At 72.4% G+C, this 25,390-nt stretch carries 23 protein-coding genes and 1 pseudogene; 16 read left to right on the top strand and 8 right to left on the bottom strand.

What is annotated here, in order from left to right:
• Positions 1-174 precede the first annotated feature (174 nt).
• Positions 175-840, top strand: a complete 666-nt coding sequence (locus G443_RS00205) for a nucleotidyltransferase family protein (protein ID WP_051314052.1) — start codon at positions 175-177, stop codon at positions 838-840.
• A gap of 116 nt (positions 841-956) precedes the next feature.
• Positions 957-3,293, top strand: coding sequence for a heavy metal translocating P-type ATPase (locus G443_RS00210; RefSeq protein WP_051314058.1), 2,337 nt, complete (start codon positions 957-959; stop codon positions 3,291-3,293).
• A 15-nt stretch (positions 3,294-3,308) separates the two neighbouring features.
• Here G443_RS00210 and G443_RS00215 read toward each other — a convergent pair whose 3' ends face one another.
• Together G443_RS00215 and G443_RS26015 are read right to left on the bottom strand one after the other, a co-directional pair.
• The gene (locus tag G443_RS00215; RefSeq protein ID WP_155886161.1) at positions 3,309-3,551 is read right to left on the bottom strand and encodes a CpaE-like family protein; all 243 of its coding nucleotides are present in this window, start codon (positions 3,549-3,551) and stop codon (positions 3,309-3,311) included.
• Between the two features lie 40 nt (positions 3,552-3,591).
• A pseudogene (locus tag G443_RS26015) lies at positions 3,592-3,825 on the bottom strand (hypothetical protein); the annotation flags it as partial.
• Between the two features lie 713 nt (positions 3,826-4,538).
• Between G443_RS26015 and G443_RS00220 the strand changes: the two are divergent.
• The 8 genes from G443_RS00220 (at position 4,539) to G443_RS00255 (ending at position 13,970) form a co-directional block, all read left to right on the top strand.
• Entirely contained in the window at positions 4,539-5,210 is a 672-nt protein-coding gene (locus G443_RS00220; protein ID WP_162147310.1) for a potassium channel family protein, read from the top strand.
• Between the two features lie 1,258 nt (positions 5,211-6,468).
• The gene (locus tag G443_RS00225) at positions 6,469-7,917 is read left to right on the top strand and encodes a sensor histidine kinase (protein ID WP_051314054.1); all 1,449 of its coding nucleotides are present in this window, start codon (positions 6,469-6,471) and stop codon (positions 7,915-7,917) included.
• Positions 7,914-8,339, top strand: coding sequence for a roadblock/LC7 domain-containing protein (locus tag G443_RS00230; RefSeq protein ID WP_026419184.1), 426 nt, complete (start codon positions 7,914-7,916; stop codon positions 8,337-8,339). The genes G443_RS00225 and G443_RS00230 overlap by 4 nt, the downstream gene beginning before the upstream one ends.
• A 52-nt stretch (positions 8,340-8,391) precedes the next feature.
• Positions 8,392-8,748, top strand: a complete 357-nt coding sequence (locus G443_RS00235; RefSeq protein ID WP_026419185.1) for a DUF742 domain-containing protein — start codon at positions 8,392-8,394, stop codon at positions 8,746-8,748.
• On the top strand, positions 8,726-9,307 hold the full coding sequence (locus G443_RS00240; protein WP_026419186.1) for a GTP-binding protein: 582 nt from the start codon (positions 8,726-8,728) through the stop codon (positions 9,305-9,307). The genes G443_RS00235 and G443_RS00240 overlap by 23 nt, the downstream gene beginning before the upstream one ends.
• Positions 9,308-9,356: 49 nt before the next feature.
• Entirely contained in the window at positions 9,357-10,592 is a 1,236-nt protein-coding gene (locus tag G443_RS00245; RefSeq protein WP_026419187.1) for a styrene monooxygenase/indole monooxygenase family protein, read from the top strand.
• A gap of 321 nt (positions 10,593-10,913) precedes the next feature.
• Complete coding sequence (locus G443_RS00250; RefSeq protein WP_026419188.1) at positions 10,914-12,161, top strand: styrene monooxygenase/indole monooxygenase family protein; 1,248 nt, start codon at positions 10,914-10,916, stop codon at positions 12,159-12,161.
• Positions 12,162-12,416: 255 nt separating this feature from the next.
• Entirely contained in the window at positions 12,417-13,970 is a 1,554-nt protein-coding gene (locus tag G443_RS00255; RefSeq protein WP_026419189.1) for a serine/threonine-protein kinase, read from the top strand.
• A 99-nt stretch (positions 13,971-14,069) separates the two neighbouring features.
• On the opposite strand, the gene G443_RS00260 is transcribed toward G443_RS00255, so the two are convergent.
• A complete protein-coding gene (locus G443_RS00260; RefSeq protein WP_026419190.1) occupies positions 14,070-14,660 on the bottom strand; it encodes a DinB family protein in 591 nt (196 codons plus the stop codon).
• A gap of 87 nt (positions 14,661-14,747) precedes the next feature.
• Entirely contained in the window at positions 14,748-15,107 is a 360-nt protein-coding gene (locus tag G443_RS00265) for a VOC family protein (protein WP_026419191.1), read from the bottom strand.
• 73 nt (positions 15,108-15,180) lie between these two features.
• Between G443_RS00265 and G443_RS00270 the strand changes: the two genes are divergently transcribed.
• Positions 15,181-16,245 (top strand): sigma-70 family RNA polymerase sigma factor, encoded by a 1,065-nt coding sequence (locus G443_RS00270; protein WP_051314055.1) that lies wholly within the window; start codon positions 15,181-15,183, stop codon positions 16,243-16,245.
• A gap of 60 nt (positions 16,246-16,305) precedes the next feature.
• Here G443_RS00270 and G443_RS00275 read toward each other — a convergent pair whose 3' ends face one another.
• Positions 16,306-17,595, bottom strand: coding sequence for a C39 family peptidase (locus G443_RS00275; protein ID WP_026419192.1), 1,290 nt, complete (start codon positions 17,593-17,595; stop codon positions 16,306-16,308).
• Positions 17,596-18,005: 410 nt separating this feature from the next.
• On the opposite strand from G443_RS00275, the gene G443_RS00280 reads away from it, so the two are divergent.
• Entirely contained in the window at positions 18,006-18,596 is a 591-nt protein-coding gene (locus tag G443_RS00280) for a rhodanese-like domain-containing protein (RefSeq protein ID WP_026419193.1), read from the top strand.
• Between the two features lie 137 nt (positions 18,597-18,733).
• Here the strand turns inward: G443_RS00280 and G443_RS00285 are convergent, their stop codons facing one another.
• A complete protein-coding gene (locus G443_RS00285; protein ID WP_081893708.1) occupies positions 18,734-19,444 on the bottom strand; it encodes a trimeric intracellular cation channel family protein in 711 nt (236 codons plus the stop codon).
• An 869-nt stretch (positions 19,445-20,313) separates the two neighbouring features.
• Here G443_RS00285 and G443_RS00290 point away from each other — a divergent pair.
• The 4 genes from G443_RS00290 to G443_RS00305 all read left to right on the top strand — a co-directional run bounded on the left by G443_RS00290 (position 20,314) and on the right by G443_RS00305 (position 22,996).
• A complete protein-coding gene (locus tag G443_RS00290; protein WP_026419194.1) occupies positions 20,314-20,727 on the top strand; it encodes a hypothetical protein in 414 nt (137 codons plus the stop codon).
• A gap of 16 nt (positions 20,728-20,743) precedes the next feature.
• Positions 20,744-21,352: a DUF3558 domain-containing protein gene (locus G443_RS00295; RefSeq protein WP_155886162.1), complete on the top strand. Its 609-nt coding sequence runs from the start codon at positions 20,744-20,746 to the stop codon at positions 21,350-21,352.
• 1,111 nt (positions 21,353-22,463) lie between these two features.
• Complete coding sequence (locus tag G443_RS00300) at positions 22,464-22,691, top strand: hypothetical protein (RefSeq protein WP_156038366.1); 228 nt, start codon at positions 22,464-22,466, stop codon at positions 22,689-22,691.
• Entirely contained in the window at positions 22,688-22,996 is a 309-nt protein-coding gene (locus G443_RS00305) for an ESX secretion-associated protein EspG (protein ID WP_253860084.1), read from the top strand. Before G443_RS00300 ends, G443_RS00305 begins: the two co-directional genes overlap by 4 nt.
• Positions 22,997-23,311: 315 nt before the next feature.
• Here G443_RS00305 and G443_RS00310 read toward each other — a convergent pair whose 3' ends face one another.
• On the bottom strand, positions 23,312-24,658 hold the full coding sequence (locus G443_RS00310; RefSeq protein WP_081715399.1) for a cytochrome P450: 1,347 nt from the start codon (positions 24,656-24,658) through the stop codon (positions 23,312-23,314).
• Between the two features lie 122 nt (positions 24,659-24,780).
• The gene (locus tag G443_RS00315) at positions 24,781-25,341 is read right to left on the bottom strand and encodes a GNAT family N-acetyltransferase (protein WP_081715400.1); all 561 of its coding nucleotides are present in this window, start codon (positions 25,339-25,341) and stop codon (positions 24,781-24,783) included.
• Positions 25,342-25,390 lie beyond the last annotated feature (49 nt).

The raw sequence follows: 25,390 nt of genomic DNA on the forward strand, positions 1-25,390 counted from the left end.
CCGGGACCGCGGGCGGGCGGAGCCGCACCCGTACCACCCCCAGCCGGCTCCGGGCCGAGTTCGCACGGCCGTCCCGGCACGCCCGGTGGCGGACGCGGTCCGACGGGATCGGGCCGCCGGGCCGGATCCGCGCCCGCGTCCGGGCCGTCCCACGCCGTCCTCCGGAGCGGACCGGTGACCGGGTGGGCCGAGCGGTCGACCCCGACCGTCGCCGGCCTCGTGCTCGCCGCCGGTGCCGGCCGGCGCTTCGGTCGACCCAAGGCCCTCGCCGCCCTGGACGGCGACCTCCTGGTCGAGCGGGCCGTCGCCGCGCTGGCCGCCGGCGGGTGCTCGCCGATCGCGGTGGTGCTCGGCGCCGCGCGCGACGAGGTGCGCCGGCGGGCCCGCTTCCCCGTTCCCGTCCTGCCGGTCGACAACGAGGACTGGGCCACCGGGGTCGGGTCCAGCCTGCGAGCCGGCCTGGACGCCCTGCTCCGGCGCGGCGCGCACGCCGCGCTGGTGGTACCCGTCGACCTCCCGGGGCTCACCCCGGCCGCCGTCGACCGGGTCCGCCGGACCGCGACAGCCGAACCAGGAACACCCGGGCCGATCCGTCCCGGCGCGGCGCTCGCCGTGGCGACCTACCAGGGGCGGCGAGGACACCCCGTCCTGATCGGGCGTGCCCACTGGGCGGGTGTGGCGCGGTCGGCCGCCGGGGACACCGGAGCCCGCCCCTACCTCGCCCGGCGGGAGGTCACGCTGGTGGAGTGCGGTGACGTCGCTGACCCGGTGGACGTCGACCTGCCCGAGGACCTGGAGTCGTGGCGGAACTCGGCGGGCGGAGCGCCTGGCACACCGTGACCAGTCACGACGGCCCCACGACCACACCCCGCTCGGGGTTCCGAGCGGCGGGCTGCCCGCCCGGCGAGCACGCTGTACCCACGAGGTGACGAACGGCCGGGAGGACGCTCGGTGTGGTGAACTGGCGCTTCGCGTTCGCCTCCAGCGAGGCGGCACTGCTGGTGACGACCACGACGCTGCTCGCGGCGGGCGGGCTCGTCTGGATCGCGCACCCGGGCGCCGCCCGGGTGCTCTGGGCGGTCGCGACGGTGGTGGGCCTGGTCCCCGCCACCGTGTGGGTCATCGGGCAGTTCCGAGCCGGGCGGTGGGGCGCGGACCTCCTCGCGGTGCTCGCCCTCGCCAGCACCCTCGTCGTCGGGGAGTTCCTGGCCGGCGCCGTCGTGGCGGTGATGGTCGGCACCGGCCGGCTCCTGGAGACCCTCGCCCAACGCCGGGCCGGCCACGACCTCTCCGCGCTGCTCGACCGGATCCCGCGCACGGCCAAACTGGTCACCGTCGACGGACCGCGCCCGGTCCCGGTGGCCGAGCTCGGTCCCGGCGACCGGATCGTCGTCGCCCCCGGCGAGGTGGTGCCCGTCGACGCGGGGGTCACCGCCGACGCCGCCTTCGACGAGTCGGCCCTCACCGGCGAACCCGACCCGGTGACCAGGAGGGCCGGGGACACTGTGCGCAGCGGCGTCGTCAGCGTGGGGGAGGCCGTGGAACTCGTCGCCACCGCCTCCGCCGAGGACAGCACCTACGCGGGAGTCGTCCGCCTCGCCGAACAGGCCGGGGCGGGCGCCGCACCCGTCGCCCGCCTGGCCGACCGGGTGGCGGCCTGGTTCCTGCCCACCGCCCTCGCCATCGCCGGCCTGTCCTGGCTCACCTCGGGAGACGCGGTCCGCGCGGTCGCCGTGCTGGTGGTGGCCACCCCGTGCCCGCTCCTGCTCGCCGTGCCGATCGCCGTCACCGGCGGGCTGTCCCTCGCCGCCCGGTCCGGTGTCGTGGTCAAGGGCGGCGCGACGCTCGAACTCCTCGGCCGGGCGGCCACCCTGGCCACGGACAAGACCGGGACCGTGACCGTGGGACGCCCCGAGGTGGTTGGCGTCGTCTGCGCCCCCGGGGAGGACGCCGCGAGGGTGCTGGCGTTGGCGGCGGCCGTCGAGAGCTACTCCACCCACGTGCTGGCCGGCGCTGTCGTCCGCGCCGCCGCCGGTGCCGGGCTCCGCCCGCCGAGCGCCACCGAGGTGCGCGAACGGCACGGGGTGGGGGTGGAGGGCCGGGTCGAGGGCAGCGCGGTCCGCGTCGGAAGGGCCGGCGACGAGGGCGCCCTGCCGGACTGGGCGAGGGGTGCCGCGAGCAGGGGCCGGTTGGACCTCGCGACCCCGGTCTGGGTCACTGTCGACGACCGGCTCCGGGGCGCCCTGCTGATGCGGGACCGCGTCAGGACCGACGCCGGACGCACCATCCGCCGCCTCCGTGCGGTCGGCCTGCGGGACATCGTGCTGGTGACGGGCGACCGGGTCGCCAACGCCGAGGAGGTCGCCGCCCTCCTCGGGCTCGACGCGGTGCGCGCCGAGGCGTCCCCGGCCGACAAGATCCGGTGCGTGCGCGACCAGCGGCGGCGGGGGATCACCGTCATGGTTGGTGACGGCGTCAACGACGCCCCGGCGCTGGCCGCGGCCGACGTCGGGGTGGCCCTGGGCTCCCGGGGGTCGACGGCGGCGGCCCAGGCGGCGGACGCCGTCATCCTCGACGACCGGATCGACCGGCTGGCCGACGTGGTGGAGATCGCCAGGCGCACCCGGGGGATCGCCGTGCGGAGCGCCGTCGTGGGCACGTCGCTGTCAGTGGTGGCGATGATCGTGGCGGCGGTGGGCTGGCTGCCGCCGGTGGCGGGCGCGGTGGCCCAGGAGGGCATCGACGTGGTGGTCATCCTGTACGCCCTCCGCGCCTTGCGGCGCCCCCGCCGCACGAAGGTCGGGGACCCGACCGACCGGATGCTCCGCCGCTTCGCCGCCGAGCACGACGAGCTCCAGCCCACCAGGGTCGCGGTGCGGCAGGCGGCCGACGCACTCTCCGGTGGGCCCTCCCCGGTGGCCGACGCGGAACTCCACCGCGCCCACCGCCTGCTCGTCGACCACCTGCTGCCCCACGAACGGGCTGAGGAGAGGGACCTGTACCCGAGGGTCGGAGCGCTCTTCGGCGGGCAGGAGGCGATGAGCACCATGAGCAGGAGCCACGTGGAGATCGAACGTCTCATCCGCCGGTTGGGACGGCACCTGGCGGAGTCGGGGGGCCGGGTGCTCCCCGACCAGGTCGACGACCTGCGGGCCACCCTCTACGGTCTCGACGCCGTACTGACCCTGCACTTCGCGCAGGAGGAGGAGGCGTTCTTCACCCTCGCCGACCCGGACCCCGAGCCCCGGGACGTGGACCGTCGACGGGGGTTGGGCGGGGCCGAGGAGGCGTGACCGCCGGGGCGGTGTTCACGGATGAGGCGGAGCCGTGTCCCGGGCACCCGCCCTTCCCACCGTGCTCGCGGTGAGCCGCCCGGTGGCGGTCGAGCAGCCCGACCACCGCGGGCCCGACACCTTCTCCATGCCCAGCGCCAGGTCGAGGCCCCCACCGAGGGGATCGCGGTCGACCAGCAGCGGATGGCCGCCCCGCCTGGCCGAGGCCCAGGCCACCGAGGCGGCGAACGTGGATGCTCCCGCCCCGGCCCCGGCCACCGAGGACACCGACGACGGGGGCGGCGCGGGTGGCGGGGGGCTCGGTGGCGTCGGCCAGCGCGGTGACCAGGAGTTCGTCGTCTCCGGGGAGTGTGACGACCCGGTCCACGCCCAGCAGCACCGCCGCGCGCCAGTTCCCTTCGGGCAGCGGACTGGTCGAAACCGCGAGAACTCCCCGTCTCCGCCCGAGGCCTGCCTCGGGCACTCGGACGGTGGAGCGGACCAGGCCCCAGAACGACAGCGACCCCTGGAACGCTTCCCATGCGGTTCGCATGGGCCCGAGCAGGACGGGCTCGGGGTTCCAGGGGTCGGGTAGCTGTCTGGTATTCGCCGACCGCTCACCCGTCAGTGGACGCGCCACCGAGCGGGGCCGGCGTGGGTGTTGCCGAGGCGGTCCTAGCGGACAGCCACCTCACGAGTCCTAGAGCTCTTCACTGCTGGACCACCTCCTTTCTCGTGTACGGCGAGACTAGGTCGGGGACCGGCAAGGTCGCAACCAGTTTTCTCGTGACCCGGCTGACCCGACCCGGCGGAGGAGGTTCGGCGGGAGGTCCGCCGTGCCGTCCGCCGATGTCTGAGGCCGTGCCGTCGCCGGCCGCGGTGCCGGTCCCACCGTCGCGCGGTTCGAGGTGCTGGCCCGGGGCGGCGCTCGGGCTTGACCGGGCCGGTAGGCCGGTCTCATCCCTCGGTGTGATCGGGCGAGCCGGCCTCGACCCGCTGCGGTAGTCAGGAGCGGCGGGAGTCGGAGGGAGCGGCGGTGTCGGTGGGGGGTGGAGCCCGGTCCGGTCGGGGGCACGTCCCGCCCGGCCGGAACGGCACGGGGAGCGGGGCCGGGCGGGCGGCGGTGAGGCGGCCAGCAGCGTCCCGGGGCGGGTGGACCGAGGCGTTCGGGTTGCGTCAGCCGGGGTGCGGCGGTGCTCGGTCCCGTGCGGGGGCCCGGCCGGCTCCTCGGGCTGGAGCGACGACCACCGGGACCGGTACGGACTGGTGTTCGGGTTGCTGGTGGGCGGCTACCTGCTCGGCGCGGTGACCGAGGGCGGTTGGGCGACCGCCTCGCGGGTGCCGCTCTTCCTCGTCACGGTGCTGGTCACGCTGCGGACCTCGTGGGCGCGCCGTCGGGTCGTGGCGACGATCGTGGCGTCGTCCTTCCTCGCCGGGGGCGTCGTCACCGTTCTGCTGCTCGCCGACCAGCGGCGGGCCGGGCTCGGCGTCCTCAACCTGTGGATCGCGGCCCTGCTCCTCGTGGTGGTGCTCGTCGTCGTCCGGCGCGTCCTCTCCCACCAGGTCGTCACGGTGACGACGATCTTCGGCGCGTTGAGCGCCTACCTGGTCATCGGCCTGTTCTTCGCCGCCTGCTACCAGGCCTTCGACCAGTTCGGGGACGGTCCGTTCCTCGTCGGGGCCGGATCCGGGGAACCGGGCGCCCTCCAGTACTTCAGCTTCACGACGCTGACGACCCTGGGCTACGGCGACCTCACCGCGGCCGAGCCCTTCGGTCGGGGGCTGGCGGTGATGGAGGCGTTCGCCGGGCAGGTCTTCCTCGCGACCCTGCTCGCCCGGCTGGTCGCCAGCTTCCGGGCAACCCGGCGCCAGGCGGGCCCCCCGGGACGGGGAACCACTGGGGTGGTTCGGGTGACCCGACGACGAGGACGAGGGTGACGGCGTCCTCGGAGGGCTCGTCAGGGAGCGGGTGGACCTGACCGGCCGGGCAACGGCGCCGTGCGGTGGGGACGCGGTGTTCGTGTGCCTGGGCCCGTCCACGGTCTCCTCGACGGCTCGTGGCGTCCCCTCGGGGGAACCGGGGTGGGAGGGCAGGGACGACCAGGAGCGAGCCGGGGCGGGCGAACAGGACCCGAGCACCGGTGGTGCGGACCGGCGGAGCGGCGGGGAGGGATCGGCGGGTCCCCCTCGCGGCGACGCGGGTTGGGCCCCCGACGCCGTCCGTCGCGGTGCGCGTGGGCAGGCGGCCCGTCGCTCGAGGCCTCTCCACGGAATCCCGCCCCGGCCGCGCCGAGGCGAGTGGCACGTGGGCTTCACGCGGAGGCGGAATCCGAACCGCCGCCGGGCGGGCGCGCGAATACGGGCCGTGACAGGTGGCGCGGGTAGTCGTGGTCGGCAATCCCCGGCTGGCCGATGGTGGGGCCACGCCCGTGCCGCCGGTCTTCTTATCAGCCGCACTCACGGAGCGTGCGGCGAATTCCGGTGAGCATCCCGAGGTAATCCAGAATGAGCGCGCGTTACCTGAGTGTGATATAAACCTCCGTTTTCTTCTGAGCCGTTCGCGTGAGTGGGAGGTTGTCCGCGGCCCGGTCGCCCACTCGTTCGCCCGGGTCGGAGCGGGGTTGTCGGGCGCGTGGGCGGCGGGGTGGGGGTGGCGTCGCGCCGGTGCGTCCACTCCGGATCGGGGGTGGGATGCGCAGGTGGCGGTGCTGACGGGGCCGGGGCGACCGAGGCGGGGGGCGCCGGCTGTTCGGCCCGTCACTGTCACTGTCCGAAGCGGACCGGTCGGTGGGCTTGCGCCGTTCGGAGGTACGGAGAGCGAAGTTGAAGCTTCAAGTAACTCTGGGGTTAGCGGAATCCTCCTATCGGCTCACTCGCCCCGGGCTATTCATACTGGCATCTTGATCATGCTATGCTCGCCGCCGCAGTGGCACGAATAGCTGGAATATTGAAGACGGCGTTCCGGAATGACGACCGGTACGCGCGCCGGGTTCCGGTCGCGGAGCCTCGACCGCCGGCCCGTGACGACGTCTTCGCGGATCCGATTCTTCGTGATAAGGAGATTTCTCCCTTGGCACAGTCTCCTTCGCCCGCCTCGCGGCGTGATCCGCGGCGTGCTCGACCAGAGGCCGGCGGGCCACTGGCGCGTGCGGTTCCCGCGTGGCGGGAGGCAGCCGAACGCTTCCCGCACTGGCGCATGCGCGCCGTCGACGAGGCTCGACGGTTCTGGCGGCGGGTCGTGGACGGCCCGGCGCCCCAACAGCCGCAACCCCCGACCGAGTCCAGGGAGCTCCTTCCGAGCGTGCTGGCCAGCCTGGCGCTGCGTGATCTGACCCTGGTCGAGTTGCTTCTCCAGCGGGTGGAACAGGCGGAGGAACGGGAGGAGAACCCCGAACAGCTGGAGTTCCTCTACCAGATCGACCACCTCGCCACCCGCATGCGGCGCAACGGCGAGAACCTGCTCGTCCTGGCCGGCAAGGACAGCGACACCCCGCACTACGGTCCGGTCCCCCTCATCGACGTCGTTCGCGCCGCGACCTCGGAGATCGCCAGCTACCACCGGGTCAGGACCGAGACCATGCCGGACGTCCAACTCGTCGGCGCCGCCGCCAACGACGTCAGCCACCTGTTGGCCGAGTTGCTGGACAACGCGGCCGCGAACTCCCCGAGGGAGGCGGCCGTGGTCGTCTCGTCCCCGGCCGGCGCCAACGGCGAGTTGCGGCTCCAGGTGCAGGACCCGGGGATCGGAGTGCCCCCGGAGCGGCTGACCAGGCTCAACGCCCGCCTCGCCGGAACCCCGCTGCTCGACGCCAGCGTGGCGCGGCACATGGGCCTCTACGTGGTCAGCCGGCTGGCCCACCGGCACGGCATCCGGGTGAGCCTGCGGTCCCGCCCCGGCGAGGGCACGACCGCCAGCGTGGTGCTCCCGGACCGCCTCGTCAGGGCCCGGCCCGCGAGCAGCCCCACCAGCAGCCGGATCGTCGCGCCCGCGAGCAGGCGACCCGTCGCCGAGCCGCACCCCCAGCGGCCGCCGCTGCCCGGCCGGACCCCCACGGCCCCCGACCGGGGCTCGGTGCGCACCGCCGGGGCCAGCCCGCTCCCCACCAGGACACCCGCCTCCTCGACCCCTCCCCGGACCTCCGGCGCGAAGCCGACCGCCACCAGCGGAACCGAGGTGAGCGGCACCACCAGTGGTGGTCTGCCCAAGCGCGCCCCCCGCCGCGCGCCCACCACGGAGCAGAGCCCCCGGCCGGCGACCGAGCGGACCTCGTCGGCCCAGTCGGCCAAGGCCCTGCACGACGCCCTGGACGGGTTCGAACTCGGGCAGGACGCCGCCAGGAAGGAGACCGCGGCGGCGGAGCCCACCCCGCCGGCGACGGAGACCGGGGCCGGAGGGGAGAGCGTCACCGCGACGCCCGCCGATCCGGGCCCGGCCCCCACCACCACGCCGGAGCCGGAGCGGTCGGCCCCGGCGCGCCGCCAGTCACGCACCCCGCGCGCCGCACGCGCCACCCAGTCCGCCGCCCCGGCCGGGGACGCCGACCTCCGGACCTCGGACTCCCCGTCGGACCTCGCGCAGGACGACACCGCCCTCGCGGGCGAACCAGTGAACCCCACTACGAAGGAGCGGGACGGGCTGACATGAGTCGTCCATCGAGTAATGAGGCGCAGGACCTCGCCTGGCTGGTCAACGACTTCGTCGACCAGGTCCCCGGGGTCACCCACGCGGTGGTCGTCTCCGTCGACGGCCTGTTGCTCACCGCGTCGAAGGACCTGACGGTCGAGAACGCCGAACAGCTCGCGGCGATGTCGAGCGGCCTGCTCAGCCTCGCCCAGGGCAGTTCCCGACTCTTCCAACAGGGGGCCTGCGAGCAGACCATCATCAAGATGGAACGGGGCTACCTGTTCATCATGTCCGTCAGCGACGGGTCGTGCCTGACCGTGCTGGCGTCCGGCGAGTGCGACATGAAGGTGGTCGCCTACCAGATGACCCTGCTGGTGGAGAAGGCCGCGCACGTGCTCACCCCCGAACTGCGTACCGAGCTGAGCGAGGCGAAGACTTCGTGACCGTCACCCGCCGGCCCGGTGCCGGGGTGACGCGTGAGGAACGAGGAGCGTCGTGACCAACAATTCGCGTAAGAGCGCCCGGGTCCGGCCGTACCTGGTGACCGGCGGGCGCACCCGATCCCGTCGGCCGCTCCTGCTGGAGACTCTCATCTCGGTGGTGGAGTTCGACCCGGCGCTGGAGAAGACCCTGATCCCCGAGTCCTGGCGGATCTACGAGCTCTGCCGCAGCCGGCAGTCCGTCGCCGAGATCTCCACCAGGCTCAAGCTTCCGCTCGGCGTCGTCCGGGTGCTGGTCTGCGACCTCAGCGACCAGGGCCGGGTGCGGGTGCACGCGACCAGTATCGACAGCGAGCAAGACCAACGAGACCTGCTCGAAAGGGTGCTTCGTGGGCTACAGACCATCTCCTGAGGGCGACGGCGCCTCGGCGATCTCCGCGAAGATCGTCATCGCCGGGGGATTCGGGGTCGGCAAGACGACCTTCGTCGGATCGGTGTCGGAGGTGCCGACTCTCAGCACCGAAGCGCTGATGACGGAGGTCAGCGCCCCGGTCGACGACCTGGAGGAGACGCCGGACAAGACCACCACGACCGTCGCCATGGACTTCGGGCGGATCACCCTGGACTCGGAGCTGGTGCTGTACCTGTTCGGCACCCCGGGACAGCCCCGGTTCTGGTTCATGTGGGACGACCTCGTCCGGGGCGCGCTCGGCGCGGTGATCCTGGTGGACACCCGGCGGCTCTCCGACTGCTTCCCGGCCGTGAACTACTTCGAGAACGACTGCGACGTCCCCTTCATCATCGCGGTGAACCAGTTCGACGACGCACCGGTCTACCCGCTGGAGGAGGTTCGGGAGGCGCTTGCCGTCGGCCCGAACGTCCCGATCGTGAACTGCGACGCCCGGGAGGGCGTCGACGCGAGGGGTGTGCTGACCGAGGCGATCAAGCACGCGCTGGCAGTGACCGGGTGAAGGGGCTCGTCGTGGTCGGCACCGAGACGGTTCGGGGAAAGTGGAGTCGATGCGCAGAATTCTTATCGTGGGCAGTGGGCAGTCGGGCTTACAACTGGCACTGAGCCTCCAGGAGCAGGACTACGAGGTCACCGTGATCTCCGCCCGCACGCCGGAGGAGATACGGAACGCCAGGGTCACCTCCACCCAGGTCATGTTCGACACCGCCCTCCAACACGAGCGGGACCACGGGTTGAACCTCTGGGAGCCGGAGACGCCCCAGATCAAACGCAAACACCTCTCGGCCACCGCGCCGGACGGGACCCGGTTCGTGAACTGGCACGGCGACTTCAGCGCCTACGCCCAGTCGGTGGACCAGCGGGTGAAGATGGCGACCTGGCTGGAGATGTTCCAGGATCGCGGCGGCAACGTCATCATCCACCCCGCCTCCGTGTCCGACCTGGACGGGCTCGCCCGGCTCTACGACCTGACGATCGTGGCGGCCGGGCGGGGTGAGCTGGTCGACATGTTCGACCGCGACCCGACCCGGTCGCGGTTCACCGGCCCCCAGCGGTCCGTGGCCATCGTCTACACCCACGGGCTGGCGCCCGAGGACCCCGACATCACCATCATCGGGATCAACCTCATCGGTGGGCACGGCGAGCTGTACATCATGCCCGGCCTCACGCACACCGGTCCCTGCGACATCCTCTACGTGTCGGCGATCCCCGGGGGGCCGCTGGACCGCTTCGGGGACTCGCCGGGGCCCCGGGAACAGCTCGACCGCACCGTCGCGCTGTTCGAGGAGTACGCGCCGTGGGAGCGCGACAGGTTCGCGGGAGTGCGGATCACCGACGAGCGGTCGAACCTGACGGGTCGGGTCAACCCGATGGTCCGCAAACCCGTCGGTCGGCTCCCCTCCGGCGGTGCGGTGCTGGGGATGGCGGACGTCGTCGTGGTCAACGACCCGATCGCCGGCCAGGGAGCGAACAACGCGAGCAAGTGCGCCGCGTCCTACCTGACCAGCATCGTCGAGCACGGCGACCGCCCGTTCGACGAGGAGTTCATGACCGCCACCTTCGAGCGGTACTGGGAGTACGCCCAGTTCTCCACGCGCTGGTCGAACACCCTGCTGGCCCCGCCGGAACCGCACGTGCTCGAGGTCCTCGCCGCCGGTAACACGAATCCCGCCGTCGGCGACCGGATCACGAACGGCTTCAACAACCCCGAGGACTACACGAACTTCCTGTTCGAGGAGGACAAGGCCAGGGCCTACCTGGCCTCGCTCGGGCAACCGGCGGCCTGAGACCGCCGCGACCACTCGTCCGGGCGCGGTCGGGGAGCCGTGCGGGCGTGTCGGGAGGATTTCCCGCCCCACCGGGGGCGGGTGTGCTGGTGTGGGTCCGGCCGGGTGGGCGGTCGGACCCCCGGGACGGAGATCTGGCGAAGGAGGACTCGACGGGCCGCCGCCCGAGCGCGCGGTGGCCCGGTTTCACCTCATCGGGGGGTGGCGGCTCGCGTCCACTCGGGGAGAGTGGTGCGAGGCGTCACGAACGTCGGCGAACAGGTGCCTGTCCGGTTGCAGGGGAGAGACCACCGGGCTTTCTCGGACAAGGAAGGAACCGCTGTGCGCAGGATACTCATCGTCGGAGCAGGGCAGTCCGGGCTGCAACTGGGGTTGGGGTTGGTGGGTCGTGGCTACGACGTCACCCTGATGTCAGCGAGAACGCCGGAGGAGATCCGGAACGGTCGGGTGATGTCCACCCAGATGATGTTCGCCAGCTCCCTGGCGAACGAGAGGGAACTGGGTATCGACTTCTGGGCCGACCAGGCGCCCACCGTGCACGGCCTCGGCGTCTCGGTCGCCGGACCCGACGGCGGACGGGCCATCGACTGGCTCGGCCGGCTGGACGAGCCGGCGCAGTCGGTGGACCAGCGGGTGAAGATGGCGGGCTGGCTGGAGGAGTTCGAGCGCGCGGGCGGCCACCTGGTCATCCACCCGGTGAGCCTGTCCGACCTGGACTCCCTCACCGTGATGTTCGACCTGACGGTCGTCGCGGCCGGCAAGGGCGAACTCGTCGACCTCTTCGACCGGGACGCCGCCCGGTCCTGCCACACCTCCACCCAGCGCGCGCTCTCGGTCGTCTACGTCCACGGACTGGGCCCCCGACCCGAGCACCCGGACGTCGACGCGGTGCGCTGCAACCTCATCCCCGGGATCGGGGAGTTGTTCGTCATGCCCTCCCTGACCCTCAGCGGCCGCTGCGACATCCTGTTCTTCGAGGGGATCCCCGGCGGGCCCCTCGACTGCTTCACCGAGGTGCGCAACGACCCGGGCGCCCACCTCGCCAGGACGCTCGAGCTCATGCGGCGGTACGTCCCCTGGGAGTACGAGCGGGCCCGCGGGGTGGAGCTGACCGATCACAAGGGGACCCTGGTCGGCGGTTACCCGCCGGTCGTCCGCCAGCCCGTCGGGCGACTGCCCTCCGGTCGGTTCGCGCTCGGCATGGCCGACGTCGTCGTCGCCAACGATCCCATCACCGGGCAGGGGTCGAACAACGCCAGCAAGTGCGCGGCCGTGTACCTGGATGCCATCACCGCCGCCGGCGACGGGCCGCTGGACGAGGCGTTCATGCGGAACGCCTTCGAGTCCTACTGGGCCGAGGCGGAGACCGTCACCGCCTGGACCAACGCGATGCTCGCGCCCCCGCCGCCCCACGTGCTGGAGGTGCTCGGCGCCGCCGGTGAGCACCCGGAGGTGGCCGATCGCTTCGCCAACGGGTTCGACCGGACCGCCGACTTCCGGAACTGGTTGCTCGATCCCGACAGGACGCGTTCCTACCTCGCCGAGGTGACCACCTCCCACGCGGCGTAGCCGGCCGAGCGGGACGGCACGGTCGTCCTGCTCCGAACGGTGTAGTGAGCGGTCGGCCGTCTGGACCGTTCCCCCGGACGGCCGACCGCTTGGTCGTCGCGTGGGTGCGAAACACCTGTTCAGTTCCCGGATCAAGGTCCACACGGTGTCGGCGCGTGTTCCCGCGTCGGCTACCGTATGGGGTGTTGGTGCAGATCAACCCCACTCCAGGGTTGGGGTGTGTACGAGGGGTAACCGGTCATCGAAAAGGGGCAAGTGATCGCGGGCCACTACCGTCTGCTGGAGCGGGTGGGCAGTGGCGCCATGGGCGTGGTCTGGCAGGCGCATGACGAGCGCCTGGACAGGATGGTCGCGATCAAGCAGCTGTTGCTCCGGCCGGAGCTGACCGCGCAGGAAACCGAGATGGCGCGGCGCCGCGCCATGCGCGAGGCGCGGATCGCCGCCAGACTGCAACATCCCAACGCCATCGCCATCTTCGACGTCGCCGAGCACAACGGCGACCCGTGCCTGGTGATCGAGTTCCTGGAGTCCAGGAGCCTGGCGGCGGTCCTCGACGACCGAGGGTCGCTGCCGCCGGAGGAGGTGGCCCTCATCGGCAGCCAGGTCGCGGCGGCCCTCGCCGCGGCCCACGCCGCGGGCATCGTCCACCGGGACATCAAGCCTGGCAACATCCTGATCGACTACGGCGGCGTCGCCAAGATCACCGACTTCGGGATCTCCCGGGTCGTCGGCGACGTCACCGTCACCCAGACCGGCATGGTGGCGGGAACGCCCGCCTACCTGGCTCCGGAGGTGGCCAGGGGGCAGGACCCGGCGCCCGCCTCCGACGTGTTCGCGCTCGGCATCACCCTCTACCAGGCAGTGGAGGGACGCAGCCCGTACCCGGAGGCGCAGAACCAGAACCCGCTCGCGTTGCTGCACGCCGTCGCCGCCGGCCGGCTCGACCCGCCCAGCGAGGCGGCCGGGCCGCTGACCTCGGTGCTGACCAGCCTCCTGCAGTCCGAGGCGATCGACCGGCCGACGATGCGCAAGGCGAGTGAGGCGCTCGCCGCGGTCGCCAAGGGCGGTGCCGCTCCCTGGATGCCGCAGTCGGTCGCGCCGGCGAAGGCGGCCGCCGCCCCGATCCCGCCCGAGACGAAGGCGGAGAAGACCAGGGAGGCCCCCACCCCGATCCCCGCCGAGACCAGGGCGACGACCCGTCCCGGCGCGGCGGGTGGCTCCGCCGGTGGGGACGGCGGTGGTGTCAACGCGAAGGTGATGGTCATCGCGGCCGTGGTCGTGCTGGTCCTCGGCGGTGGTATCGCCGGGATCATCATGGTGAACAACGCCACGGGCGACTCCGGGGAGAACGCGGCACCCTCCTCCAGCCAGAGCGCGGACGAGCCGGCGCCCGGTGAGGACGAGGAGGACGACGAGGGAGTCGTCCCCGACGCCGAGGAGCTGGAGGAGGACTTCGGCGACCCCATCGAGGAGGGCACCGAGACCTCCGCCACCGTCAACCAGTGGGGCAGCGTCGGCCCCTGGCTCCAGCCCTTCTTCGCCAGCCCGGGCAGCGACACGGCGTGGAACATGCTGACGCCGAGGGCGCAGGAGATGTACGGGGGCCGGGAGGGCTTCGCCCAGTACTGGTCCGAGAACGCCACCGGGGGTTCCTACCAGGGAATCCACGGCGAGGGCGTGACGGGGGACAACGCCGGCCGGTTGTCGGTGACCCTCAACTACGTCGGGGGCGGCTCCGAGCGGGTGGTCGTCCGGGTCGTGCAGGTCGGCGGCCAGTACCGGATCGACTCCATCCCCGTCCCCCTCTGAGGTCGTCGCGCCCGGCGCCCCCGCCGGAGCGCCCTCCGAACCAGACCGGGTGCGCTGACCGCCGCCGCCCACGGGGTGAACGACGGCGGCCACCCGCTCTCAGCGCCGGCGGAAGCCCTCCGCGACCTCGACCAGGCGCGCGTGGTACGCCGACCACCACTCCGGAGAGCCGGCGGCGACGTCCTCCTTCCCCGGCAGCCGGCCCACGTCACCGTCGAGCAGCTCACGCACGACGTCCGCGTGACCCGCGTGCCGGTGGACCTCCGCCACCACGTGCGCCAGCACCTGGTGCAGGGTGACCGTCGCCTGGCCCGCCGGCCACCACGGCACGTGGCCCGGGGTGTCCAGGTCGCACTCGTGGATGGTGACGTCCGAGTGGGCCCGCACCCGGCCGTACCGGGAGACGACCTCCTCGCGGGACTCCGCCTCGGTCGCCCACATGTCGGCGTTCGGTTCCGCCTCGGGGCCGATCCAGTCCAGCTGTTCGGGGTAGGGGCGGCCGAAGGCGTACCCGAGGTAACCGATCTCCACGGACGTGACGTGTTTGACCAACCCGAGCAGGTTGGTCCCGGTCGGCGTCACCGGCCGGCGGGCGTCGTACTCGGACAGCCCCTCCAACTTCCAGAGCATCGTCTCCCGTGCCTCGTCGAGCAGACGGAGCAGATCGTGCTTCGCGTGGTCCGAGTTCATGTGGTCACCTTCCGGTTCCATTCGTGGTGCTCGGGGAGCGGGCGGGAGACGGGCCGCCTTCCGCCCGGTAGGGGAGGAGGGCCGGGCTCAGCCGCTCGACAGCCCGACGACGTGGCCATCCGGGTCGGAGAACGCGGCGATGCGGCCCTGCCCCGGTACGTCGACCGGTTCCAGGACCGGGGTCCCGCCCAGCCGCTCCGCCCTGGCCAGGGCCGAGTCGACGTCCGCCACCCGGAAGTAGACCGTGATCCCGGTGTACGGGCTGCCAGGGCCGGCCTGACCGATGCCTCCGACGGGGCCGTCGTCCTCACCGACGAGCGCGTAGCCGCCGTCGATCTCCCGGATCGGCCAGTCGAACATCTCCCGGTAGAAGCGCCGTGCGCGAGGAGCGTCGTGACTGGAGATGTCGAACCAGACCGGTGGTTCCGCGTGCTGCCCAGCTGTCATGTCGCTGCCCTCCGATGGCTTGGTGTGGTGGTTCCGGAAGGGAGACCGACGGCGTGCGGCAGAATCATCGGTCGTGACGCGCCCTCCCGGTCCCGGTTCGGTGACAAGCGCGCGGGAACCGGACCTGGTCCTCGCCCGGAACGGCGACCAGGACGCCTTCACCCGCCTCGTGCGGCCCCTGCGGCCCGAGCTCCACGCGCACTGCTACCGCCTGCTCGGCTCCACGCACGGCGCCGACGACGCGATCCAGGAGGCCATGCTGCGGGCCTGGCGGGGGCTGTCGCGTTTCGAGGAACGGGCGTCGCTGCGCTCCTGGCTCTACACGGTCACCACCCGCGCCTGCCTGGACCAGCTCGCCGGACGCCGACGCAGGGCGCTGCCGGTGGACCTCGGCCCGGCGAACACGAACGCGACACCGGGGTCGTCCGGTGCCGAGGTGGCCTGGCTGGAGCCCTACCCGCACGGCGTGCCGGAGGGTGTGGCCTCCGGACCCGAAGCCCGGTACGACCAGCGCGAGGCCGTGGAACTCGCCTTCGTCGCCGCGCTGCAGCACCTGCCGGGGAACCAACGGGCCGCGTTGCTGCTCGTGGAGGTGCTCGGCTACTCCGCCGCCGAGGTCGCGTCCATGATGGGCACCTCGACGGCTTCGGTGAACAGCGCCCTCCAGCGAGCGCGTCTCGCGGTGTCGACGAGGGTTCCCCCCGTCTCACAGTCGCGCACCCTGCGCGCCCTGGGTGACGGCGAGGTCCGGGAGATCGTCACCTCCTACGCCGAGGCGCTGGAACGGGGGGACGCTCGGGCGTTGGTGGCGCTGCTCACCGAGGACGTCACCTGGTCGATGCCCCCGCTGGAGGACTGGTACGCGGGCAGGGACGCGGTGATGGGTTTCGCCGTCCGGGTGCCGCTGTCGTCCTGCGGCTCGTGGCGCTACCGGAGGACGACGGCGAACGGGCAGCCGGCGGTGGCGTTCTACCTGCGGGAGGAGGAGGCGGTGGTCCACCGCGCCTGGTCCGTCACCGTGCTGTCCCTGCGTGGCGACCGCATCGCCGGTCTCACCTCGTTCCTGGGTGCCGAGCACTTCCCGCCGTTCGGGCTGCCACCCGTGTGGGAACCGCAAACGGAGGAGGCGACGACGTGACCCCGAGCCCGCTGGCCCTTCCCGCGCCGTCGGCCGCCACCGGGCCGGGCGGCCCGGGTGTCACGGCAACGGCGTGTCCGCGTCGCGGATGACGTAGGCGATGCCCCCGGGCCCGCTGCCGCCCTCGCGTTGGGTGCGCAGCCAGACGGTGTTGAACTGGTCGCGGTCGTATACGCGGCGCACCGCCTCGTTGTCGGGGGAGGCCGGGTCGTTGACGATCACGTTCCCCTCGTCGTCGAAACCGACGACGACGAACAGGTGGCCGTTCGTGCCGTACCCGGCGCCGTCCAACTCGTCCGCCCGGAACGACACGGAGGTGATGACGGGGATACCCGCCATGATGTGCTCCTCCAACTCCGTGATGGATGCCAGCCGCGTGACGTGGGCGCGCAGGCCGAAGTGGGCCGCGTAGGCGGTGTTGAACGGCCAGTTCCCGGCGCCCGCGTAGTCGTGGTCGTAGGTGTGGCGGGCCGCGTGGGCCACCTGCGGGTCGACGTAGCCGTCCTCGATCCAGGACAGGTCCTCCTCGGAGGGCCCGACTCCCCAGTACTCGAGCAGCATCGTCGTGGAGGTCGGGCTGCACCAGACCTCGCCCCCGCCCCCGTACTCGGGGTACTTCCCCCGGTGCACGTTCTGCGAGTACCGGGGCACCGCGAGTTCCGTCCCCCACGCGCCGGCGCCGGGGCCGGTGGGGACCTCCGACCGCGTGGGGACGTCGGACACCATCGCCCCCGCCATCACCAGCTCGGGGGTGAGGTCGCTCCCCGCCTCCCGGTACAGCGTGACCCTCAGCTGGTAGCCGTCGAAGCGGGTCGCTCCGGCCGCGACGAGGGTGTCCACGTTGACGCGGGCGTGCGAGTCGGACTGCCCGGGCACCGTGGTGCGCAGGATGTGGCTGTCACCGGACGCCCAGTCGCCGAGGGAGTACCAGCCGGTGCGCCCGCCCTGTGCGGTGACGGCCCGCACCTCGACGCGCAGCCAGGTCCCGGCCGGCGTGACCGCGTTCCACGACGGGACCAGCTCGGTCGCCGCCAGGTCGTCCCGCCGTTCGGGGGATGTCCAGGTCGCGTACTCGTAGGTACGGGTGCCGCCGGGGCCGTCCCGGTCGACGGTTCCGACCGGTGTGCCCACGACGAGGGCGCCGCCGTCGGGAGCGGCCGTGGTCCCGTCCAGTTCGCCGCGCGTCAGGTCGGCCGCCGACCTCCACTCGTGGTAGGCGATGACCGGCTCCTGCCGGTTCCGGGACGCCTCCCCGGCCTGGGCCGGTGTGGCGGTGGGGGTGAGCAGGGTGAGTCCCACCAGGGCGGCGAGCCCCCGACGGCTCCGGCGTGAGAACGACGTTCCGGTCACGGGCACTCCTCGGGCGCGGGACGGGCAGGGACTGATGTGACCAGCTTTCAAGTTGTCCCGCTTCCCTGTAAATCCCGCAACCGGTGGGTCCCTGGACCAACGGTCCGCCGTCAGCGGGACGAGCGATCGGCGGACGGCGGTGACCACCACGGATCTCTCCGCCGCTCTTCGTCCTGGTTTCACCCGATAGTTTGTGTCCGATCGGATGAAGGTCCACGCTGGAGGGCCAACCCGACGGCGTATTGAAGCGGCTTCGGGCAGCCGGCACCCTGGATGCGGGGACCACCGGCCCGCGACGAGGGGAACGTCGGGGCCACGCGGGAACGTGGTGGCGCGCACGCCGCGCGGGGGCGAACCGTGGCGTGCCTCCGCCCGACGTTCGGAGAACGGGAAGAGACGGAGAGCTTCGAGTGACGAGCACTGAAGAGATGTTGCTGCACGCGGCAAATGTGGAGCGCCTGGTCGCGGCCGATCCCGACGTGCGGTTGGTCGACGTCCGGACCGCGTCGGAGTTCGAGACGGTGCGGGTTCCCGGAAGCCACAACCTTCCGCTCGACCTGCTCCGGCGGCACCGGGCCCAACTGCGGGACGTCCACGACGACCCCGTGGTGCTGATCTGCGCGACCGGCACCCGCGCGCGGCAGGCGCGCGGGCTGCTGGCGGAGGCGGGCCTGGGCAACGTCACGGTGCTCGACGGGGGGATCGGCGAGTGGACGGCCAACGGTCACGCCGTGACGCGTGGCCGGGCCCGGTGGGACCTGGAACGCCAGGTCCGGCTGACGGCGGGCAGCGTCGTGCTGGCGTCGGTGCTCGCGAGCCTGCGGTGGCCCCGCTGGCGCTGGCTGGCCGCCTTCGTCGGAGGCGGACTGGCCTTCGCCGGTCTCACGAACACCTGCGGTCTCGCCCGGGTGTTGCGGCTCCTGCCCTACAACCGGGCGGGGGAGCCGGCACCGAGCCGGATCGGGGAGGTGCTGGGCGCGGGCCGTTCCGCACGGAGTTGATCCGCGAGCGGTGACCCGGGCGGGCCCGGCTCGCCCGGTGTGGTGCGCGCGGCGGTGGGTGGTCGGGCGGCCCCGGATCGGGTGGTGGGTGGGTTTCCGGGAGGCGGCCCGCTCGACGTGGCGGTGGCCGACCGCCCCTACGAGCCCGGCGCGGGGGGAGGTCCCTCGGGCGGTCCGGAGCCCTCCGGCGGGCCCGCGCGACCCCCGCCCCACGTCCGGCCTCTCGGCGCGGTCCAACCCCGCCACTGGGACACCAGGCACAGCCCGGTGCCGAGCAGGAGCGCCGCCAGGACCCCGATCTCCCGGAGGCCCAGGCCGGCGAGGACGACCAACGCCCCGCTCGCGATCGCGGCGCACGTCGCGTACAGCGGACCGCCGCCGAAGATCCTGGGGATCTGACCGAGCATGATGTCCCGTGTCATCCCGCCGCCGACGGCGGTGATCGTGCCGAGCAGCACCGCCGGCAGCCAGCCCAGCCCCGCGTCGAGCGTCTTCCCGGCGCCGGCCGCCGCCCAACAGCCCACGGCGGCCGCGTCCACGACCGGGAACCCCCTCCGCCACAACACCCGGTGCTCGAACTGGAGGAGGAACGCCACCAGCGCCCCGCCCAGCGCGGTCAGCAGGTAGGCGTAGTCGGTCAGGGCCACCGGGGTGCCCTGCTGGAGCAGGGTGTCCCTGATCAGACCACCACCGAGACCGGACACGATCGCGAGGACCAGGAACCCGACCGCGTCGAAGTTCCGCGAGCGGGCCAACATCCCGCCGAGCACCGCGTTCGCGCCCACACCGATCAGGTCGACCGTCCGGGTGAGCCCTTCGAGGGCGACGATCGAGGTGGTTCCGCTCACGTCTCGTCCGTTCTCCCCGCACCGTCACGATCGCCCCCACGACCTGGACGACGCGGTGCGGTGGCAGGAGGGCTGTTGGCGCCCGCGAGTGTCCCACGGAGCGACCAGCCGGGAGGCGAGCGGTCGACTCGCCCGCGAGGCCGGGGAGGCACCCGCCCGGTCGGCGCGGCGCGCCCCGGGGCAGGAGCGTCCCAGAAGGACGCCGTTCCCCGTTACCTTTTCATTGCTCCTGGCCAGGAGCCGTGGTCCCCAGGTCCGGCATGACTCACGCCCCAGGCGAACCCATGATCCCATGGGCGGTGTCACCAGACCTGGTGGCATCGAGGGACCGCTGACAGGGGACACGGCCACCACCACGGTCGGTCTCGTCGTCACGGGGGTGTCGGCGCTCGATGCCCGACCGGTGACCACCCACAACGAACGGCAGAACCCGCATGACCAGCAACGTCGGCGTGTTCCTCGGTCTCGACGTCGGGAAGGACTCCCGCCACGCCGTGGGCCTGGACTCGGCTGCACGACCGGCCACTACCCAACAACCCCAACTCCGGGCCCTGTTCGACACACTTGCCGCCCACGGGCCGCTGCTGGTCGTGGGCGACCAGCCCGCAACAGACACCGCCCCTCCCGAAGGCTCGAATCCGCGGGCGTCACACATCCTGTGGAGGCTCCGCCCGGGTCCTCCCACAGGGCTGCGGCAGCTTGGTCGGTTTCCCCCCTGTCGGGACCGCCGACGCTGCTACCGTTCTGTTTGACCCGGCGGTGTCGCCGAGGGTCTGACGCGAGGGGGTGTGCGGGCCAGCGAGGCCCGAGCAGCCTCGGGCGCCCGCACAGTGTGCTGTTGGTTGAGGATCTCCTGGGGAGGAACCGCCGTGAGCGGCAGTTACGAAGTGGACCCCGAGGCCCTGCCTCGGGCCATCGCGGAACTCAAGGAAGCACGGGAGGTTGTCGCGGAGTTGGAAGACCGGGGAATTGCCATCTCCGCGAAGCGCTCCACGCGGGGTGACGACGGCGTGAGCATGAACGCGGGAGATCAGCTCGCTCGGCTGGGGGGCGACCCAGGCGAAGGATCACTCGCCGCGACCGCAGCCAAGCTCCGTGCTGAGCTCGACAACACCATCTTTGCTTTCGAGGAAATGCTTCGGGAGTACCTGGAGCTCGAGCAGTCCGCCACGCTACCTGAGTACGACGGCGAGGTCAGCCAGGTCAGTCTGCCTCCGGACTACTGGGAACGACAGGCCCTGAACAACGGTCGTCGATCCGGCGGCGACTACGTCGCCATCTGAGGTAAGGAGAACTTTCGTGCAGAAACACAGCAGTAGTGTCATGGGCGCACTGCTCCTGGCGGCCGCCTTGGTTCTCGCCTCCTGCTCGACCGAGGATGCCTCGGAGCCAGACACCACTGACGCTACCACCGAGAGCACTGCGGCCCCGAGTCTGACCGAGGAGTTTCCACGTGAGACGGAGCTACTCGCGCCACCCGTCTCGACCCCACTCGACGCGACCGATATCGAGCCGTGCGCCCTGATCTCCGACCAGGAAGTCAGCGCTATGGGGTACGACGCAGGTTCAGCCCGGACCGGCTTTGAGAACAGCTGCACCTGGGACTCCACTGAACACGAGGGCAGCAGAGCCACCCTACGCGCGAACACCGAAGACGGCGGGCTGTCATGGATCTACCAGATCCGCGACAGGTACGGCGTCTTCGACGAGATGATGGTCGGAGAATACCCGGCGGTACACGCCCACACCATCGAGGATGAATCGCGATGCGTGCTGTACACCGGAATCGCTGACGACCAGTACTTGAACACAAACTTCGTTCGGAACACGCTTGACGATTTCGACGCGTGCCAGGCCGCGATCGAATTCACCGAGGCAGTGATCGCCGAACTGCCAGCGGCTTCCTAAGGGGACATCATGCACCTCGAGACGACGTGTGAGACCTTCGCTGGCAAGAACGCGAAACAACTCCGGCAGGACATTACCGGGGAAGGCCACGGCGGAAACGCCAGCGACGTCTACGGCGAGTGGAGCGACGTCTCCATCCGCTTCGCAGAACTCGCCGACCACATCAAAACCTCCCTCGCCCGAGCAGCCGACGCCCACCAGGGAGAAGCGGCCGACACCTCACGAGCCGCCACCCTCCCCTTGGTCACCTACGCGGAACAGGCCAAGGACCAAGCACAGGCGATCGGCTCCGGCGTCTCCTCCCAAAGCACCAGCCGCAATGTCGCCGTCCTGAACATCCCCGAGGGGCAGGATGAGCCCAAGAAGGAGGGGTTCGAGGTCATCCTCCCCTCCAGCTGGACCGGGCACGGTGACCGCATGGAGGCCTACGAAGCGGAGAACGAGGCCGCCCGCGAGGTCATGCAGACCTACCAGAACGAGACCAACAACGTTCTGATGTCCGTCCCCTCCTTCGAGGAGGTCCCCAGCACCTCCTACTCCGCCAAGGGCACCACCAACCCGGATTCCATCGGGAACGGGATCCCCGGTGGCGCGCCGTCGGTGCCCAGTGTCGGCGGTAGCGGCGGCGGAGGGGGCGGCGGCTACGGTGGCGGCACTCCCGGTGGCGGGATGAACTGGAACGGCACCGGCGGAGGGGGCGGTGGCGGTGGCGGCGGTTACACGCCCCCCAGCCCGTCCGCGCCCAACCCCGGAGCCCCCGTCACCCCCATCGGAGACGGACCCGGCGCGGTCCGCCCCGACCTCGTCGCCCCCAGCCCCGGCGGGCAGTTCCCCGGCGGCAACCTGCCCCCGGCGCCGGCCCCCTCCCCGGTGGCGGCCCCGGCGGCGGGTGGGGCGGTATGCCCCCCGGCGGGATGTCCCCCGGAGGCATGCCGCCCGGCGGGAGGCCGCCAGGGGCGGCGGCCCCGGCGGGCCCGGCAGCGGGCGCCTCCCGGGCGGGCCCGGCGGCGGGTTCGGCGGCAGGCTCCCCGGCGGCGGCTTCGGCCCCGGCGGTGGCGGCTTCGGCCCCGGCTCCACACCCGGTGGCCCCGGCGGTATGGCCGGTGGCGGTATGGGCGGCGCCGGCGGCGGCATGGGCGGTGGCGCTGGCATGGGCGGTGGCGCGGCCGGCGGCGGAGGCGGCATGGCCGGCGGCGGTGCCCGAGGCCGCGGCGGACAGGGCGAGGACGACGGCGAGCACAAGCGCGCCGACTACCTGCTCGAGACCGACGACGTCTTCGGTGACGGCCGCCTGGTCGCGCCCTCCGTGCTCGGCGACCAACCTCCGACCGGACGGTGAGCGTGTCACCACGAGGGCGCATCACGCTACCGGCGATCGCCGTCGACGTGATCCAGACCAGGCTCCGGGCCACGCTCCCCGCGGCATTGAAAACGGTCGGCTTCGGGTCCACCGAGGACGAACGCAGGATGCTGCACCAACGAGCGTGGCAGGAGTTGGAGGCCCGGGGCCTGGTCCGGCACGGTGACCTCGACCCGTTCCTGGAGGACGCGTTCCAGATCCTCGCCCGGCCACCACTCGCGGTCTGGGCACTGCTCCAAACCGACCGGGAGAACTGCATCGACGGGAACAGTTCCACCAAATGACCCAACGGAAGCTGGCCGCGATGCTGGAGCGCTACCCGAACACCGACATCGCTGGGGCCAGGAGGAGTTGGCCAACCAGGGCGAAGCGCCGTTCCTGTGACGTGCTGACAGCATGGCTGCCTCACTGGGCGGTCGGATCACACCATCCGTCCGCCCGTTCCCTGTTGCGGGCCACCCCGGTCAGATTCAGGACAGGCGTTCGCCCCTGACACCGGTGGCGGGGTCTGGCGTCCGGCGGCGGCCCGAGCGACGTGGCTGGTCAGGTGGCGCCCGTCACCCGTGGTGCGGCCACCGACCGGTGCCCGCCCGCCGCGCTCAGCCCCGGCCCGGGCACACGACGGCCCGCAACCCCCACCGAGGGCGCATGGCCGCGAAACTCGTGGGTTGGATCCACTGCGGCACCAGGCGCAGTGAGGTCCGGGTGAGCAACCGCGCCAGCATCACGGTCAGCTCGGTCGTGGCGAACACGGAGCCCACGCAGCGGTGCGGTCCGGCGGCGAAGGGCAGGTAGGTGGCGGTCGTCGGTCTCTCGTGGACGGGTGAGGCCGGGTCCCACCGTTCGGGGCGGAACCGCAGCGGCTCCGCCCACACCCCCGGCATCCGGTGGGTGACGTAGGGGCTGAACAGGATCGTCGTCCCGGCCCGCACCGGCTGGCCAGCCACGGTGAGGTCCACCGCCGCCGTCCTGGCCGACAGCACCGCCGGCGGGTAGAGCCGCAGCGTCTCGTGGACGACCCCGCCGAGGAACGTCAACCGCTTCAACGCGGCCGCCGTCGGGGGTTCCTCGCCGCATTCGGCCAGCACCTCGGCTCGCGCCCGGTCCCACACCCCCGACGTCGAGAGCATCGCGTAGACGGCCCACGCCATCGCGGCGCTCGTCGTCTCGTAGCCGGCGGCGATCAGACTCACGGCCTGGTCCCTGATCTCCGCGTCCGACAGGGCGGTGCCCTCCTCGTCGACCCCGTTCACCAACGCCGCGAGCACGTGGTCGTCGGAGTCGACGATGCCGCCCCGCACCCGCGCGATCTCGTTCCGGATCCGCTCGTCCACCACCTCGCGGGCGGCGGTCGCACGACGCCACAGCGGCGTTGCCAGGCGTTCCCTCGGGCCGTTGAGCTGGGGGAGCGGGTCGAGGAGTCGGAGCAGTACCTCCAGGTGGTCACCGAAGAACGCGGTGTCGGCCGCGAGCCGGCGTCCGAACAGCGACTCCAGGGTGCTCCGGAGGACCGCCCGCCGGAACGTGGCGTACACGTCGACGACCTGCCCGGGCCGCCAGTCCGCCACCGCCTCGTCCGCGCTGGCGGCCATGGTGGTGACGTATCGCGCGACCTGGCGGTGGTGCATCGCCGGCGCGACGAGGCGTCGCCGGCGGCGGTGCTCGGCGCCGTCGCTGACGATCAGCGCGGTGGGCCCGTCCACCGGCACCAGGCTCTGGAAGGCCTCCCGCCACCGGAACAGGTGTGAGTTCGCGAAGACGAACCGGTTGGCCTCGGGGCCGAGGAGGAAGGCGACGTCGCGCGACCCCACCCGCAGGCGGGTGACGGGACCGCGCCTGGCGCGCAGCGCCAACAACGCGTCGCCGGGGCGGTAGCGCACCGTGCGGTTCCGGAACCGCCACACCGTGTGCCGCGTCCCGGACCTCTGGAGGACTCCCCCCGACATCCGCGCCTCCCTGCCGCCGCCACCAGGACGCCGAGGTTAGCGATCAAGGCGGCCAGCGGGAAGGGAACGAGCCGCGCACCCTGGTCGGCGGGCCGAGACCGGGTCCAGCCGTGGTCGACCTGTCACGGGACCGCCCGATCCGCCGTTCCCCGGCCGACCGGGGCCGTGACGGCTGGCTCGTCGGAGACCCGGCGGGTCAGGACCTGGCCGGGCCAGCCGTTCCGTTCGAAGCGGTGGGACGGGGTGAACCCGGTGCTCCGGTAGTAGTCCACGAGCGCGCCCCCGCCACCGGCCCAGCAGTCCACCCGGACCAGGTCGATCCCCCGGTCGCGGGCCTGCCCGACGGCGTGGTCGAGCAGGGCCCGCCCCAACCCCCGAGGAGCCGACTCGCGGTCGGTGATCAGCAGGTGCACGTACAGCTCGCGTTCCTCCACCGGCTCCACGTACTCCGGCGGTACCTCCCTGGTCGACAGCGCCCCGGTCGGTGTTCCGCCGGTCTCCGCGATGAGCAACCCACCCGCCGTGGCGATGCCCCGGAGCCGGTCCACCGCCTCCGGCCGCTCGGACCAGGGCACGCTGCCCCACTGGGCCTCCCGCCCTCGGGCGGTCAACCAGCGGACGGCCCCGTCGAACAGGGTGAGCAGCACGGGCAGGTCCCGTTCGGTGCCCTCCCGAACCAGCATGGCGTCTCCTCCTCGCGGGCGTGCTTCGAGGTCACCCGAGTCCGACCAG

The organism is Actinoalloteichus caeruleus DSM 43889, from assembly GCF_000429185.2.
Classification (GTDB): domain Bacteria; phylum Actinomycetota; class Actinomycetes; order Mycobacteriales; family Pseudonocardiaceae; genus Actinoalloteichus_B; species Actinoalloteichus_B caeruleus.